The 14,080-nt window shown below is 62.6% G+C and carries 15 protein-coding genes; 1 reads left to right on the top strand and 14 read right to left on the bottom strand.

Annotation, left to right across the window (positions count from 1 at the left end; translation table 11 throughout):
• Nucleotides 1-9 precede the first annotated feature (9 nt).
• Nucleotides 10-771 (top strand): MauE/DoxX family redox-associated membrane protein, encoded by a 762-nt coding sequence (locus AC2IR1_RS23080; protein WP_486476528.1) that lies wholly within the window; start codon nt 10-12, stop codon nt 769-771.
• Between the two features lie 47 nt (nt 772-818).
• On the opposite strand, the gene AC2IR1_RS23075 is transcribed toward AC2IR1_RS23080, so the two are convergent.
• The 14 genes from AC2IR1_RS23075 to AC2IR1_RS23010 form a co-directional block, all read right to left on the bottom strand.
• Nucleotides 819-1,697, bottom strand: coding sequence for a CopD family protein (locus tag AC2IR1_RS23075; RefSeq protein ID WP_486476527.1), 879 nt, complete (start codon nt 1,695-1,697; stop codon nt 819-821).
• A gap of 2 nt (nt 1,698-1,699) precedes the next feature.
• Nucleotides 1,700-2,062, bottom strand: a complete 363-nt coding sequence (locus tag AC2IR1_RS23070; protein ID WP_486476526.1) for a copper resistance CopC family protein — start codon at nt 2,060-2,062, stop codon at nt 1,700-1,702.
• Between the two features lie 83 nt (nt 2,063-2,145).
• Complete coding sequence (locus AC2IR1_RS23065) at nt 2,146-2,862, bottom strand: copper resistance protein B (RefSeq protein ID WP_486476525.1); 717 nt, start codon at nt 2,860-2,862, stop codon at nt 2,146-2,148.
• Between the two features lie 29 nt (nt 2,863-2,891).
• Nucleotides 2,892-4,601, bottom strand: a complete 1,710-nt coding sequence (locus AC2IR1_RS23060) for a copper resistance system multicopper oxidase (RefSeq protein WP_486476524.1) — start codon at nt 4,599-4,601, stop codon at nt 2,892-2,894.
• A 180-nt stretch (nt 4,602-4,781) separates the two neighbouring features.
• A complete protein-coding gene (locus tag AC2IR1_RS23055; protein WP_486476523.1) occupies nt 4,782-5,135 on the bottom strand; it encodes a hypothetical protein in 354 nt (117 codons plus the stop codon).
• Nucleotides 5,136-5,247: 112 nt separating this feature from the next.
• On the bottom strand, nt 5,248-6,795 hold the full coding sequence (locus AC2IR1_RS23050; protein ID WP_486476522.1) for an LPD7 domain-containing protein: 1,548 nt from the start codon (nt 6,793-6,795) through the stop codon (nt 5,248-5,250).
• Nucleotides 6,788-8,914, bottom strand: coding sequence for a type IV secretory system conjugative DNA transfer family protein (locus AC2IR1_RS23045; RefSeq protein WP_486476563.1), 2,127 nt, complete (start codon nt 8,912-8,914; stop codon nt 6,788-6,790). Before AC2IR1_RS23045 ends, AC2IR1_RS23050 begins: the two co-directional genes overlap by 8 nt.
• Nucleotides 8,911-9,912 carry a P-type DNA transfer ATPase VirB11 gene (gene virB11 / locus AC2IR1_RS23040; protein ID WP_486476562.1) on the bottom strand — a complete coding sequence of 334 codons (1,002 nt, stop codon included), beginning with the start codon at nt 9,910-9,912 and terminating at the stop codon, nt 8,911-8,913. The genes AC2IR1_RS23045 and virB11 overlap by 4 nt, the downstream gene beginning before the upstream one ends.
• A gap of 32 nt (nt 9,913-9,944) precedes the next feature.
• Complete coding sequence (gene virB10 / locus AC2IR1_RS23035; RefSeq protein WP_486476561.1) at nt 9,945-11,111, bottom strand: type IV secretion system protein VirB10; 1,167 nt, start codon at nt 11,109-11,111, stop codon at nt 9,945-9,947.
• A gap of 2 nt (nt 11,112-11,113) precedes the next feature.
• Entirely contained in the window at nt 11,114-11,965 is an 852-nt protein-coding gene (gene virB9 / locus AC2IR1_RS23030; protein WP_486476560.1) for a P-type conjugative transfer protein VirB9, read from the bottom strand.
• Entirely contained in the window at nt 11,962-12,648 is a 687-nt protein-coding gene (locus tag AC2IR1_RS23025) for a VirB8 family type IV secretion system protein (protein WP_486476559.1), read from the bottom strand. The genes virB9 and AC2IR1_RS23025 overlap by 4 nt, the downstream gene beginning before the upstream one ends.
• The gene (locus AC2IR1_RS23020; protein ID WP_486476558.1) at nt 12,645-12,845 is read right to left on the bottom strand and encodes a hypothetical protein; all 201 of its coding nucleotides are present in this window, start codon (nt 12,843-12,845) and stop codon (nt 12,645-12,647) included. Before AC2IR1_RS23020 ends, AC2IR1_RS23025 begins: the two co-directional genes overlap by 4 nt.
• Nucleotides 12,846-12,891: 46 nt before the next feature.
• The gene (locus AC2IR1_RS23015; RefSeq protein ID WP_107978587.1) at nt 12,892-13,785 is read right to left on the bottom strand and encodes a TrbL/VirB6 family protein; all 894 of its coding nucleotides are present in this window, start codon (nt 13,783-13,785) and stop codon (nt 12,892-12,894) included.
• A 30-nt stretch (nt 13,786-13,815) separates the two neighbouring features.
• Nucleotides 13,816-14,079 (bottom strand): EexN family lipoprotein, encoded by a 264-nt coding sequence (locus AC2IR1_RS23010; protein ID WP_486476557.1) that lies wholly within the window; start codon nt 14,077-14,079, stop codon nt 13,816-13,818.
• Nucleotide 14,080: the final 1 nt, after the last annotated feature.

Below are 14,080 nucleotides of genomic sequence, written 5' to 3'. Positions count from 1 at the left end.
AAGATGATCATGCCAAAAGATACCACGAAAACCGCCGTTCTCTACCGCATGGTCATGCCTGAGCACACATGCCCCTTCGGTCTGAAATCCAAGGACTTGCTTGAGCGCAAAGGCTACGCCGTCGAAGATCATCACCTGAAGACCAAGGACGAGACTGAGGCCTTCAAGCGTGAGCATGACGTCAAGACGACGCCGCAGACCTTCATCGACGGGGAGCGCATTGGGGGGCATGACGACCTGCGCATCTTCCTCGGGATCGACCCGCCGAAGGAAGAACAGAGCGACACGACATATCGACCTGTCATCGCGATCTTTTCGGTCTGTGCCCTGCTGGCGCTTGGGCTGGCGTGGCACCAATACGGGACGATCCTGACCTGGCAGAGCTTCCAGTGGTTCATCTCGCTGTCCATGACCGTGCTTGCGATCCAGAAGCTTCAGGACGTCGAGCAGTTCTCGACCATGTTCCTGAATTACGACCTGCTGGCGAAACGTTGGGTGCCCTATGGCAAGATCTACCCCTACGGCGAGGCCCTGGCCGGCATCCTGATGACTGCGGGCGTCCTGACATGGATTTCCGCGCCCGTTGCCCTGTTCATCGGGACCATCGGGGCGGTCAGCGTGTTCAAGGCCGTCTACATCGACAAGCGCGAGTTGAAATGTGCCTGCGTCGGCGGGAACTCCAACGTGCCGCTCGGTTTCATTTCCCTGACCGAGAACCTGATGATGATCGTGATGGGCCTCTGGATGGGCCTGCGCGCCCTCGGGGTCTGAGATGAGAAATGGGGGCGTCGTCGTAACGCCCCCGGTGTTTTTCCGGCTTAGCCAACGTGCTCCGGCGCGACCGTGGACGTGAAGGTGGCAGTGACCAGCAGGATCACGAGGAAGGCCGCGACCTCCCACCGGATCGACGCCCTCAGCGGGCCGGCGTTTCCGGTCTCGGCCAGGGCCGGGGTCAGCCGAAGCTTGTTCAGCCCAGCGAGGCCGAGAAGCAGGGCCACGACAGCCAGTTTCAGCGTCAGGAACTGCCCCCATGGTTGGGCCAGGACCGCGATAGGATCGCCCGCCAGGATCACAAGGATCACGACGCCCGCTGCGACAAGCAGCCCGACCATGACCAGCGCCGCCTGACCGAACCGTTCGACAGTGCGCACGGCTGCTTCGTTGCCGCGCTCTGCCATATCATAGAGCGGATAGAAGCCCCCTATCCAGAAGCTCGCGGCCAGGATGTGGATGACGAAAAGCGTTGCAAGCGCCAGCCTTGGATCTTCGGTCGCGTGACCGCGCAGCGCGAAGCTGATGGCGACAAGAACAACACCAAGAAACGCCACAGGTCGTGTCCAACTGCGATTGAGCACGATGGACGCGATGCCGAGAAGGCCAAGAATGTCGGCCTCAACCGACAGCCCAAGAGGGCTGAACAGCGCGATCTGAAGCATCATCGGATCAAGCGCGCCGCCAAAGCCCCCGTAGAAGAAAGCCGCCCGCAGCGGAATGTTCAGCGCGCTGAACACAATGCCAACGACGGCTGACCCTGCTGCAAGCCGCCTGAGGCGACGGCTTGCAGCGGCATCCAGCTCCGTCAGGAGCCAGAGGTTTATCACGGAGCCTGCCGCAAGCAGGACACTGACATACATCCCCGCCTTGACGAGGATCGAGGCTATCTGCACCGGTTCCAGTGCGGCAAGAACTCCGCCCATGATCAGTTCGCGACCTTGAACGCGAAGCTGCCGTTCATCGGGTGGCCGTCCGGCGACATGCCGCGCCAGTCGATCTTGTAGCTGCCCGGTGCGAGCTTCGGCAGCTTGCCTTCCCAGGTTTTCACGGACTCATTCGCAGCAGGACCGTTGATCTTGTAGGTCTTACCGTCCGGCGCTTTCATCGTGACGGTGGTGATCTGCATGGGGTCTTTGAACATCAGGTGCATGACCTTGGTGTCCGCGCCTACCGTCTGGCCGTTGCCCGGCATGGTCATCATGCCCTTGCCGTGGGCCAATGCAGCGCCTGCGCTCAGGGCCAGACCGACCGACAGTGCGGCGGACGTCAGGATAGTACGAAGTTTCATTGGGATGCTCCCTTGCTTGGTTCAGGTTGAAAATGGCTGCGCCCTCTCCGCGGCTTCGGAGGAGCCGAGAGGGCGCAGAAAAATCAGAACATGAAGTTGATGCCGACGACGCCGGTCAGCTCGTCGACTTCATGGCCATGATCGCGCAGGATGTCGGCTGTGCCGCCGAAGGCGCGTTCGTAGTTCACGCCGACATAGGGGGACACGCTGCGGCCGATCAGGTCGTAGCTCAGTCGCAGTCCCAGCTCGACAGAGCCGCCGCCCGCCGCGATTTCGCGCGCGGGATCATCCGCCAGCGGCAGGCTGACTTCGAGAGACGGCGTCAGGATCAGCCGGTTGGTCAGCAGAGCTTCATACTCCACCTCCGCCCCGAGGTAGGGGTATTCGGAAACGTAGAGCGCCGCTTCGACTTCGAACCATTGCGGCGCGAGGCCGGTGACGCCGAAAGCGCCGTAGTAGCGCTCGGGCGCGCCGTCCGGCGTGGAGGCGGCGACCCCGATGAAGCCATCGAAGAACTCGGTGATCGGTTTCTGGAGGCGGATCTGGTTGTCCATCTCTTCGAAATCGCCACCTTCGATCTTCGCGCCTTCGCTCTTCCAGACGAGCCGCAGCTCGTCATTGCCCGTCCAGGCCTCGAACTCCCAGGCAAAGGAGTTCTCTTCATCGCCCATCCGGTATTCGAGCTTGTCGGTCCGCACGCCCCAGACTGTCGGTGACATTCCCGGATCAGCCACCGCAGCAGTCGTGAAAGCCAGCCCGAGCGGAAGCCCGAGGGTCATTCCAAGCAGTCGTTTTTTCATGTGATTGGTTTCCTTGGAATACGTGCGCATTAGGAAGGCCCGCCTTCGACGATGACCTTGCGGAACATGCCGCCGGCCATGTGGTAGGAGAGGTGGCAATGGAAGGCCCACTGGCCGGGGGCATCGACTTCGGTCTCGGTGTAGAGCGTCGTTCCGGGGGCGACGCTGACCGTGTGCTTCACGGGGTCATAGGCCCCTTTGCCAGTGTCGAGGATCGACCACATTCCATGCAGGTGCATCGGATGCGCCATCATGGTTTCGTTGACGAACTTGAACCGGACCCGCTCGCCGTACTTCAGGCGGATCGGGTCGGCGTCTTCGTATTTCACGCCGTCGATGGACCAGATGTATCGTTCCATGTTGCCGGTAAGGCGGATCTCGATCTCGCGGGTGGCGGGGCGATCACGGTAGAGCGGCTTGCGCGCCGTGAGGTCTTCGTAGCCAAGGAACTTGCCGCCATTGGCCGCCGTCGGGATCAGCCCGCTGCCCGGTGCATAGAAGGCAGCGCCCGGTGCGCCTTCAGAAGGAACGACGGGCATGCCAGCGGACATGTCCATGCCGCCCATATCCATCCCGGAATGGTCCATGCCCGACATGTCGAACCCGCTCATGTCCATGCCTGAGTGATCCATCCCAGACATGTCCATGCCGCCCATGTCCATTCCCGAATGATCCATTCCGGACATCATGCCCCCCATGTCTGCCATCGTAAGAAGAGGCTGTGGCCGCAGCTTGTAGTAGGGGCCGACCATGCCTTCGGACGGCGCCAGCGTGCCCCGCACCATCGCGGTGCGGCCCGCACTTTCGCCGATGATCGAATAGGCCTTGGCCTCGCGCGGCTGGACGATCACGTCATAGGTTTCAGCCACGGCGATGCGCAGTTCGTCCACCACGACCGGCTTCACGTCATTGCCGTCGGCCTGCACCACCGTCATTTTCAGACCGGGCACGCGCACGTCGAAATAGGTCGTCGCCGAGGAGTTAATCAGGCGCAGGCGCACCTTTTCGCCGGGCTTGAAGATGCCGGTCCAGTTCTGCTGGGTGCTGGCTCCGTTGATCAGCGGTGTGAAGCCCTGAACATCCTCGATGTCCGTGGGCATCATACGCATGGCACCCCACATCTTCCGATCTTGAAGGGCGGCCTTCAAACCTTCGGCACCTGCGTTTTCGATCAAGTCCTGAGCCGTGCGTTGCGCGCGGTTGTAGTAGTCTGCCGAAGCTTTCAGGTTGCGGAAGATCCGCGATCCGCTGTGCGGATGCTTGTCCGTGAACTGCACCACGTAGTCGCGGTCCGTCGGCACGGCCTCGCCGCCTTTTGGGGCGATCACGATGGCGCCGTAGGCGCCGTCGGGCTCCTGGAAACCCGAATGGCTGTGGAACCAGTAGGTGCCTGCCTGTTCGATCGGAAAGCGGTAGGTGAAGGTTTCGCCCGGCTTGATGCCGTTGAAGCTGATGCCCGGCACGCCGTCCTGCTGGAACGGCAGGATCAGGCCATGCCAGTGGATGGACGTGCTTTCGCGCAGATTGTTCTTCACGCGGATGACGACGTCTTCGCCTTCCTGGAAGTGCAGGATGGTCGGGGTCTGGCTGCCGTTGTAGCCGATGCCGTTCTTCTTGAAGGTTCCGGTGTCGATCCGGACCTTGTCGACAGTGATGTCATAGGTGCCAGCCTGCGCGGGCAGGCCAAGGGCAAGCCCCAGCACTACGGCGAGAGGCCGCAAGAGATTCATGTGTTTCATGTGTTTTCCGTGAGCGCGGACCAAAAAGATGGCCCCGCAAAGAGGAGATCACTGCCGAGCAGTGAAGGGAGGGAGAAGGATCAGCTGGGCCAGAGGTTCGAACCTGAACAAGGCCGCAAATGATCGGATTGCCGGACGTCGCCGCTCGGGCACGCCGCAATCAACGCCGGACAGGCGCGCTCAGGCCAGAGGAGGCCGAAGGAAGGAAAGAAGAACGGACTGCAGAGCCATGCGCGGCTCAGTCGGATTCAGGTCCGCAATCCGGAAATCTTTGTTCAGGTCGACAGCAGACGTATTTCCAGACTGATCTGTGCAAGCAACGCTGGCACAATGAAGCAGTCCCATTGGCTTGGGCTGCTGCTCAGTCTCGAAGGCAGTGTCGACCACCTGATCCTGAAGAACGGATATTTCGTCACCATGCACATGCTGAGCCGCAGGCTCTGCACAATGTTCGGCCATCGGCATCACATGCGCAAATGCACTCGTCACAACGAGCTGCAATGCAACAAGAATGATGAAGACCCGACCGAGCACACAGTTTCCTTTCGTCCATCGACGATAAACACTTCCCGGTGGCCAGTCGTCAAGTCGGAAGAGGCCCTCCCGTTGCTGGAGGCTAACGACAATGTGAGGTTAACATGACGCTCTATCTAGAGCGGCTGCCCTTGGTCTGGTCCGGCATCTGGCGTTCAGGAACAGGTCTCGTTTCCTTGGCGGTCGCTCCACGCACTTGAGCCTCCTGCTCCTTGGTGACGTTGGCTAGTTTCTGGACAGGGATCGGTCTTCCGGATTTCATCCCTTGAGATAGAAGCTTGGCGGCGTGGTCGCGGGCAGTCTCACGGTCCTTTTCCGAAACCCCTTCAGCCCGGAGCCGCGCGTCCATGTGGGCCAGAACGCTGGCCGGACCTTTGGCGGCATGATCCCCCGGTTCGTAGCGCTTGATCCGGTCTTCGAGCCGGTCCGACTTTGTGTCCTGCTCGCGCTGCTTGTCGGCCATCGGTGTCTCCTCGGTGGTTGCCTTCGCCGCAGATTTGCCCTGTGCCGCGCGTTGCGGCTGTGTTTCACGCTCGATGTCCTTGGCGTCCCAGAGGCGGCGGTGTCCCTGACGTTCGACTTCCTCGCCGGTCTTCTGGTCTTTGGTCTTGTAGGTCACGGGTTCGACGCCGGGAGAGAAGAAGGTCGCGCGGTCGCCGACCTTCAGGTCATGCTTTTCGAGCGCGGCAGGCAGGGTGACGCTCCAGATATGCTCTTCCTTGCCCGTCTTGCTGGTCAGGGCAACGAAGGGCACTGGGTCCGCCCCTTCGCGGTTGCGATAGGGGGCGGTGCCGATGTCAGTGATCTTGCCGGAGATGCCGTCAGAATAGCTTTGGCGCGGCGCGGCCTGCTGGTCTTCGCGATCGGGCGTCCTGGAATTGCCGGGTTGGGAGGCTCGGTCCGTCCGCTCGATGGCACGTTCGCCGATCATCTGGGACCGGCGGGTTGCTTCCTCCTGGTCCTTCTCCGTCGGGCGATAGCCCTGAACCTTCAGGCCTTGGGCGGTGCCTTCGATCCACATCTCGCGCCGGAACTCCTCCGGCCCTTTTGCCTTCAGGCTTTGCCAGCCGCGATGCGAGGCCAGCTCGATCATGTCCATTGCGGTCCCGCGATCCGCGTTTCGGGTGCTGAGCTGGTCGCCCTTGTCGATGATGGCAGGCCGGGCGTCATCATAGGATCGGTAGAGGTCCTGCTGACCCTTCGCCTTCGTGACGAGAAACCTGTCGTGGTAGCTCAGCGGCAGGTCAAAGCGATCCTGATCCGGTTTGGCCTTTGGTCTCTCGCTTGGCGAGATCGAGCCATGATCTTTGGGCTGCTTTTCCGGGCTGGCCTTCTCCGCGACGCGATCATGATAGCCGGTCCAGAAGTCCATGTTGGTCTGCATCATGCGGGAAGGGGCCGCGCCATCGCGGTTGAGATCGGTGAGATCCTTGCGGACGCTGTCGAGCGTGGGCACGGATTTCTGAATGTCCGTGCCGACGGTGACCGTGTGGGCGACGGTGCGCGCGCCCTTTTCCGTGGCCTCGATCACGCGCGGATGCTGGCTGGCGTCGGCATCCGCGAAGGCACGCCCTGCAGCGGCGGCTGAAGTGAAGCGCTCTTCCTTGTCGTTATGCGCGTAGGAGAGCGTGAAGCTTGTGCTCTTGTCCGTCTCAGGCATTCCGTTTCCTTTCGGCTTTCGCGGGGGCGACGTCACAGCCGAGGGCGGCGAGGATGTCCGCCGCGCCCTTGCGTGTTCCGACCTGTCCGGCCTTGTTCAGCTCCTTGATTTTCGACTGTGCCTTCTGACCGCTCAGGGCCAGCCGGTCGAAGGAGATGCCCTCGGGGTTGGCGATCTCCTCGTCGGTCATCGGCACTTCGGCAGGTTCGCCATTGGCGACGTTCGCGGCCTGGAAGGCTTTCAGACCGGCCAGTTTGTCAAAGTTGGTTTGAAGGGTGGAGACGCTCTCGCGCAGCATCGCGTTCTCGTTTCTCAGGGAGGCCACGGCCTCCGCCAAAGCATGGCGGTCGATCTTGGGGACCACGGGCGGCGGCACCTTGGAGCGTTCGAGAAGGGCCGCTTCGGCATAGAACCTGATCTTCTTCGCCCGGATCGGTGGGTGTCCGGCGACGAAGACCAGCGCCTCGCTCTGGTCCATTTGCAGCAGCTCCTGCGGCAGCATGAGGGAGCGCTTCTGTTCGCTGTGGCTGACGGTCGTGCCCTTGCGGTTGGCAAGGTATTTGGACTTGGACTCGCTGCGGGCCTCCACGCCATGCGTGCCGAGCCGTTCCGACAGGTTGCGCGCCTCTTTCACTCCCTTCGGGGTGAAGACGATGCTGACGCCGGAGTTGTCCATGTAGGCATCGGCGCCGTCCTGGCCGTAGAGGTCGGCCAGCTGGGCCGGGGTCTGGACGATGGTCAGCACCTTCATCCCGTAGCCTGCGAAATAGCCGATGCCGCGCTTGAAGGCCGGAAGCTCTCCGACCGAGGCGAACTCGTCCATGCAAAGCAGGATCTTGTATTTCAGGGCCGGATTATGCTCGGGCAGTTCCTGCATGTTCGCATCGACGCAGGACTGGAAGAAGAGGTTCATCAGCGGCCCGAGGCGACCGAGGTTGTTGGGCGTGATGCCGACATAGATCGTCATCCGCTTGCGGCGCAGATCGGCAAAGGAGAAATCCGAGGCAGCGGTCGCCCGGTCGAGCATCGGGTTGGCAAAGAGGCCGAGGTTGGCGGTGATCGTGGATTTCACGCTCTCGAAGGTATTTTCGCTCTTCGACAGGAAATCGTTGAGGGTCGAGACGGTCTGAAGCGACAGCGGACGCCCGGAGTTTTTCCTGTCCTCGATCCGCTTCTGGAAGGTCTGGACGAAGTCCGGGGTCAGGGTGAGCTGGCGGTAGATTTCCCCCAAGGTGAAGGGCCGTTCCGGCGTCTCGGCCAGATAGCCACCGACGCCGACAAAGGCCGTCTGTGCCGCCCGGTCGAAGAATGGGTCTTTCGAGGCCACCGGAATGAACAGATCGGCCAGCCGCTGAAGATCCTCGATCTGGTAATCGGTGCCACGCCGGACCGTGGAAAGCGGGTTCCAGCGATGTGTGCGACCGTCCGGATCGAGGGGATCGAACAGGAACACCTCCTGGCCGCCCGCCTTGCGGAAGCCTGCGGTCAGCGTCCAATTCTCTTTCTTGATGTCGAGGACCACAGCAGATTCCGGCCAGTTGAGAAGGTTCGGGATCACCACGCCGACGCCCTTGCCGGAGCGGGTCGGGGCATAGAGCAGGACGTGTTCATCGCCGCCATACATCAGCAGGTTCTTGGGGGTCAGATGCCCGGCCTTCTGGATCCTGACCGCGCCGCCTTGCTCGACTGCTTGGCCCCATTTGTCGACCCGCTTGCCATAGTTGCGGGAGGGCAGCGAGCCGGTAAAGCCCGCGATCAGACCGGCCTTCGATCTCATGCCCGCCTGCCGGATGTCGCGGGCGCGTGCGAACTCGGCGCGGCCATGCACGTCCGGTTTCGGCTGCGCCTTCAGTATGGCGGCGGCGATGACGATGGTCGGCAGCAGACCGGCATAGCCGGAGAGCTTGATCCATTTGACCGTCTCGGGATCGGTGTATCCGGCCAGCGCAGCCTGCGGCCACAGAAGCAGGTCGCGGGGCAGGTGGAGTGGAACCTTCAGCCCCCACTGCATGACATAGGCGGCGGTGATGAGCCCCCCGGCCACGGCAAAGACCACCGCGGCCGAGATGGCGGCAGCCCGTGCGGGGGTGCCAAGGCGATGCCAATTCTGGACGATCATGCGGCACCCCCAAGCTTTCTGCGAGGATCGAAATAAACCTCGGTGACCCTGCGCCCGGCGGCGGTCTTTTTAATCTGAACGACCACATCGACCATCTGGTAGAGCATGTCCTTGATCTCGTCGCGCTTGAGGTCGCGCCCGGCTTCGCTCTCCTTCACCAGAAGGGCCAGTTGCTCGAAGGCGAGCGTGGCGGAGTCGGCGTGGATGGTGGTGATCGACCCGCCATGCCCGGTGTTGACGTTGCGCAGGTAGTAGAAGGCCGAGGCGTCGCGCAGCTCCTGCAGAAAGATGCGGTCGGGCCGCATCCGGAGCGCGCTTTCCAGCAGGTCGCGGGCCGTGACTTTGGCCTCGCCCTGACCGCCCTTGGAATAGATCATCCGCACCACATTGGGCTGCGGAAGTTCCAGTTCGACGGTGTCCTCGATGGTGATCAGTCGCTCGCTGGTCGGGATCAGCGGGATCAGCGCCTTCGAGAAGGTCGTCTTGCCAGAGCCGGTGGAGCCTGAAACCAGGATATTCTTCTTCGCCAGAACGGCGGCGTTCAGGAAGGTCTTCCAGTCGCCGCTGCGGTGATGGTCGAGGAGGGCGTCATCCTCGCCTGACAAGGCGGAGGGGGCGTTGGTGACGCCCTCGAACATGCCCTGACCCAGAAGTTCGTCGAGCGAAAAGGTCCGCTGCGCCGGTTTGCGGATGGTGATGCTGACCGTGCCCGCCGGGACGGCAGGCGGCAGCACGATCTGGATGCGTTCGCCCTGCGGCAGGGAGCCGGAGAGGAGCGGCGTCGTCTCGTTGACCTTCTGCCGCGAGAACGTGCCAACGGTAGCGACGAGGCCGGTCAGGAAGGCATAGGTCAGGTCGGGCAGTTCGACCCTTTCCCAGGTCCCGTTGGCATATTCGACGAAGACCTCGCCGGGGCGGTTGATGCAGATTTCCAGAACGTCATGGCGCTCTAAGAAGGGCGACAGCGGGGCCATGTGAGAGGCCAGCGCCGGGGGCACGGGCCTTTCTTGCGGCGTGATGGGCCTCTCCATCATTTCAGCCGGTAGACGCCGGAGAAATCGAGATCGCGGGCCACCATGACCGATGCCTCTTCGCCTTGGTTCTTCCGCAGGATCACGGGCACGTCGATGGTGTTTTCCAACTCCGTCTGGGCGAGGCTGCGCGCCGCCGCGCGGGAGTTTTCATAGGAGTCATCATCGCCATCGCCGGATGTTGTGGCGACGATCAGCGCATCGTCGATGATCGACAGCATCATCGTGCCGCCGAAGCGGGTCCAGAACTGGGTGTCGATGTCGCCCTCGAAGCCGGTACGACCAAGCGCATCGGCACCGGGAGAGCCCAGGTTCACGATCACGCCGTTCGGTGTTTCGGCACGGGTCCAGATGACGAAGAGGCGCTTGCGGCCCCGCTGCATCCCGCCCTTGTACTCGCCGACGATACGGGTGCCGCGATCCAGCAGGATTACTGCGCCGGTGGTCGAATAGACGTCGTCGGTCACAGTGCAGCGGACCATGCCGGGGGCCGTGGAATCCATCGCCGTGTCGAGCGAACAGGGGATGGTTGTGCCCTGTGTCACGGTCAGGTTCGGATGGGCGAGAACGGTGGCCTTTTCCGATTGCCGGTCGCTGGTGACAAGCTCGGCCGCGAGCCCTGTCAGCTTGCCGCCCGCGCCCTCGGCCGAGCCGCCAAAGAGATTGGCCCCGGCATCGGTGCCTGCCTGGGCCGCCGACCCGGCAAGGCCCGTTAGGTTTCCCTGATAGGCCATGACAGGCGCGCGTTTCGAGGACTCGTAGAGTTGTTCGGCCTCGCTCGGTTCCGCCGGGGCCAATTGTTCTTCCCGGCGCACGCGCTCGATCGGGCCGACTGGCGCTTCAGGTTCGGGGGCCGCTTCCTCCGGCAGGGCTTGCTGCTCCTGCTCTCGGGGCAATTCCGCCGGTTCGAAATTCTGCCCGGGCCGGATCGTGGTCTGCTGACGTTCGGTCTCTTCGGGCGGCGCAGGCTCTTCGCCGGACGGCCATTGGAGAAAGGCCATCGTACCGAGGAAGACCAAGCCAGCAGCGACGAGGAATTTCTTGTTCTTCTCGTTCAGCCCGGCGGATTTCGCGCTGGTGATCGAGGAGATGCCGCGCTCGCCCTCGATGCCGTTTTCCATTGGTTCGGGTGCACCGTCCTGCGGCGCTTGCTCTTCAGTCGTCATGATCACTGTCCGATGATTTCGCGCTGCACGGAGCGGCTGGTGGTGCCGGTGCCGGTGTAGCCACCAGACGAAGATCCCAGCCCCATGTTGTAGATTGCGGTGACCTGGTTCCCAAGGCGCAGGCGCATTTCGGGGGCCACGTCATGTACGATGATCTGGTTCTTGCGGACGGTGGTGTTCGCCATGCGCTCGGTGCCGGAGCTGTCCACGACAAAGACCGAGGGCATCCGGTTCATCCGCGAGAAGGTCAGAACCGTCATTTCCCCGTTGTCGTAGGCTTGCGACGGCTGGAGGTCATGCGATCCGGCGACCAGATAGCGCCAGTTCTTCGAGCCGGAGGTTGCCACGGAGTCCGCCAACCTTGCCTTGGCCGCCTCTTCCTGCGCCCGCGCCTTCTGGTCTGCGGCCTCAGTTCGGCGGCGGTTGGCCTCGTCGGTCGGATAGGCGAACCTGATCTGGAAATAGACATCCTTGGAGTTGTTGGTGATCGCGCCGTCCCGGACGATCAGCTCGAAGGAATAGGTCCGGGTGGTGCCGTCCTCGCGCATGGTCGCGATCTGGAGGTTGGTTGGCGGATTGGCCTCGCGCGGCTTGAGATAGAGGATATTGCCGCGTGGCACGATCTCCCAGGCGACGGTGTCACCGCTGCCCACGTCAATGATTTCCTCGGTCTGGGCGAAGACGACCTGCACGGAGGTCCGCAGGGTGCCGACGACACGGACCACGTCCCATTCGTTGTAGCTGACGGAGCGGACGCGGCTGTCGGAGCGCGACGGGTTCGGGATGTCGAGCGCCAGGGCAGGCGCGGCGGCGCTGAGTGCCAGACAGGTGATGAGGGCTGTACGCAGGATCATTCCGTCACCTCCGGGTCGGCCCGATAGGTGCTGACGATGAAGCCCAAGGGATTGATCGTACGATCCTCGGTGCTGATTTCCGCATCGGCGTCAAAGTCGAAGCCGATGGTCGAGACCCAGAGGCTTTGCGTCGTCAGGTTTTCCCGCTCGTTGATCTCGGTTTTGTAGAACCGGACCTGTGCCAGCCCGTCCTTCAGGAAGGAGATTGAGCGGATCTTGATCTCGGCCTTGGTGTCGGTGCCATAGGCGTATTGCGGGCTCTTGGGGTTGGAGCCGTTGTAATAGGTCGAGAAGCGTGCCTGTTCTTCCGGCGAGGACATCAGCGTCACTTCGTGGAAGATCGCCTCCCGTTCGGCATAGGTGTAGCCCTCGCGCTCGCGGACATAACGGGCGAGGAAGTAGCGGGTGACGGCCTCGTCATAGGTGGTTTCGCCGTCGCTGAGCCGGGTCATGACCTCGGGCACGCCGCTGGCCTGATCGACCCGGATGACGAAGGGCACCACTTCCTTGAGCGGAGCCATGAAGCCAACAGCGGCCACGCTGGTCAGTGCCATGACGCTGGCGGCCCCGGCGATGATCCAGGCCGTCCGCTTGGAGCGTTCGGCGGCGAGGCGGCTGTCATAATCGAAGTTGCGGGCCTCTTTCAGATAGGCGGCAAGGTCCTTGTCCTGCGATACCGTCATGCGTCGTCCCCCTCCCGCGTGTCCGCGATCTGGGGCGTGACGCCGATTTCCTTCTGCTTTTCGAGGACAGCGGCCTGATAATCCCATTGGGTCGGGTTCAGGGGCCGGACGACCGAGCCTTTCACATCCGGCAGCGGCGTTGTTGTGGCGCAGGCCGAAATGCTGAGGACGGCCATCAGGAGGACAAGTTTCTTCATCGCGTAACCTTGGAGTCTAATCGTGGAGGAGGTGGATTTGTCCGCCTCAGCTCTGTCGTGTCGCGGAGCCACCGGAAGGGGGCGTGCTGCCTCCCTGCCGGGGTGCCGCATTTCCCAGAAGCTTCCGCTCCACGAAGCGCTGCGCGGCGCCGGTCGAGGCACCGGCCCCGGCGCTCAGCGCCGCCGCGATGGAGGGAAGCAGGAAGAAGAAGATCGTGCCGCAGGCCATTGCGACGAGGAATGCAGAGACTGCCGCCGCGCCGTCCTCGATGCTGAAGCTCGAATAGACGTCGCCGATGAAGGAGGTCACCACCAGCATGAGGACGATGACCAGAAGCTTCAGAAGGGCGAAATTCAGGGCCTGACCCAGCCAGGCGAAGAACCAGCCGCGCGTGACATCGAAAAGGGCGAAGGCGACGAAGAGCGGGCCTATGGCCGCCATGAGCGCCAGACCGAAATGGACAAGAAGGCTGATCACGAAGGCAATCGCGGCAAAGGGCACGGCGGCGATGATCACGACGATCGACAGGACATAGCCATAGATCGAGCCCGCGATGCCCGAGCCGTACTGATCCTGCACCTCGGCGCTGATCCGGCCCGCCATCGCCATGACGGGATCGGAGGGCAGGTCGGTCGAGCCGCCGGTCAGCGTTTCCACGAAATCGGGGATGCCGTTGAGGATCGTGTCTCCGACCCAGGACGAGTAATCGCCAGCGCTGGACACCAGGGTCCAGATGATCGCCAGCTTCACGCCGCGCAGGGTGAAATCCATCAGTGGTTCGTGGATGGAGCCACGGATGATCGCCCAGCCATAGAGAAACAGGTAGATCGTCAGGGCCGCCGTCAGCGGTGCAGTCAGCTCGGAAGAGATGGTGCTGCTGATGTCGTTCATCTTGTCGGTGAGACTGTCAGCAAAATTGTCGTAGAGCGCTTGCAGCATGGGACGGCCCTTTCCGGGTGGCGGCGATGATCAGTTGAAGGACGGGTCTCCGAAGAGACGGTCCGAACCTTCACGGTCCTTCTGCGTCTGGGTTTTCTGGGCAGCCTTGCGGGCGTTCACGCAGTTGGCGTCATCCATCGCGCGGTCGGCCACCTCGCAGGTTTCCAGCATCGCGGCCCGCTCGGCGGGATTGGCGGTGAAGTAGTCGACCGTGTGGTTCTCGGCCTCTTCCTTGCAGCCCGCGAGAAACGCAGAAGCCGCAAGGGTGATGATCAGGGGAAGGGGCAGGTGCATG

This window comes from Pseudooceanicola sp. NS-SX8 (assembly GCF_057380755.1).
The sequence above is the reverse complement of the archived record's forward strand: the minus strand, read 5'-3'. Positions and strand labels throughout refer to the sequence as shown.

Coding starts and splice junctions, on each gene's coding strand:
- AC2IR1_RS23010 (WP_486476557.1), bottom strand. CDS start 14,079: ATGCACCTGCCCCTTCCCCTGATCATCACCCTTGCGGCTTCTGCGTTT.
- AC2IR1_RS23075 (WP_486476527.1), bottom strand. CDS start 1,697: ATGGGCGGAGTTCTTGCCGCACTGGAACCGGTGCAGATAGCCTCGATC.
- virB9 (WP_486476560.1), bottom strand. CDS start 11,965: ATGATCCTGCGTACAGCCCTCATCACCTGTCTGGCACTCAGCGCCGCC.
- virB10 (WP_486476561.1), bottom strand. CDS start 11,111: ATGACGACTGAAGAGCAAGCGCCGCAGGACGGTGCACCCGAACCAATG.
- AC2IR1_RS23050 (WP_486476522.1), bottom strand. CDS start 6,795: ATGCCTGAGACGGACAAGAGCACAAGCTTCACGCTCTCCTACGCGCAT.
- AC2IR1_RS23020 (WP_486476558.1), bottom strand. CDS start 12,845: ATGAAGAAACTTGTCCTCCTGATGGCCGTCCTCAGCATTTCGGCCTGC.
- AC2IR1_RS23080 (WP_486476528.1), top strand. CDS start 10: ATGCCAAAAGATACCACGAAAACCGCCGTTCTCTACCGCATGGTCATG.
- AC2IR1_RS23060 (WP_486476524.1), bottom strand. CDS start 4,601: ATGAAACACATGAATCTCTTGCGGCCTCTCGCCGTAGTGCTGGGGCTT.
- AC2IR1_RS23070 (WP_486476526.1), bottom strand. CDS start 2,062: ATGAAACTTCGTACTATCCTGACGTCCGCCGCACTGTCGGTCGGTCTG.
- AC2IR1_RS23015 (WP_107978587.1), bottom strand. CDS start 13,785: ATGCTGCAAGCGCTCTACGACAATTTTGCTGACAGTCTCACCGACAAG.
- AC2IR1_RS23045 (WP_486476563.1), bottom strand. CDS start 8,914: ATGATCGTCCAGAATTGGCATCGCCTTGGCACCCCCGCACGGGCTGCC.
- AC2IR1_RS23025 (WP_486476559.1), bottom strand. CDS start 12,648: ATGACGGTATCGCAGGACAAGGACCTTGCCGCCTATCTGAAAGAGGCC.
- AC2IR1_RS23065 (WP_486476525.1), bottom strand. CDS start 2,862: ATGAAAAAACGACTGCTTGGAATGACCCTCGGGCTTCCGCTCGGGCTG.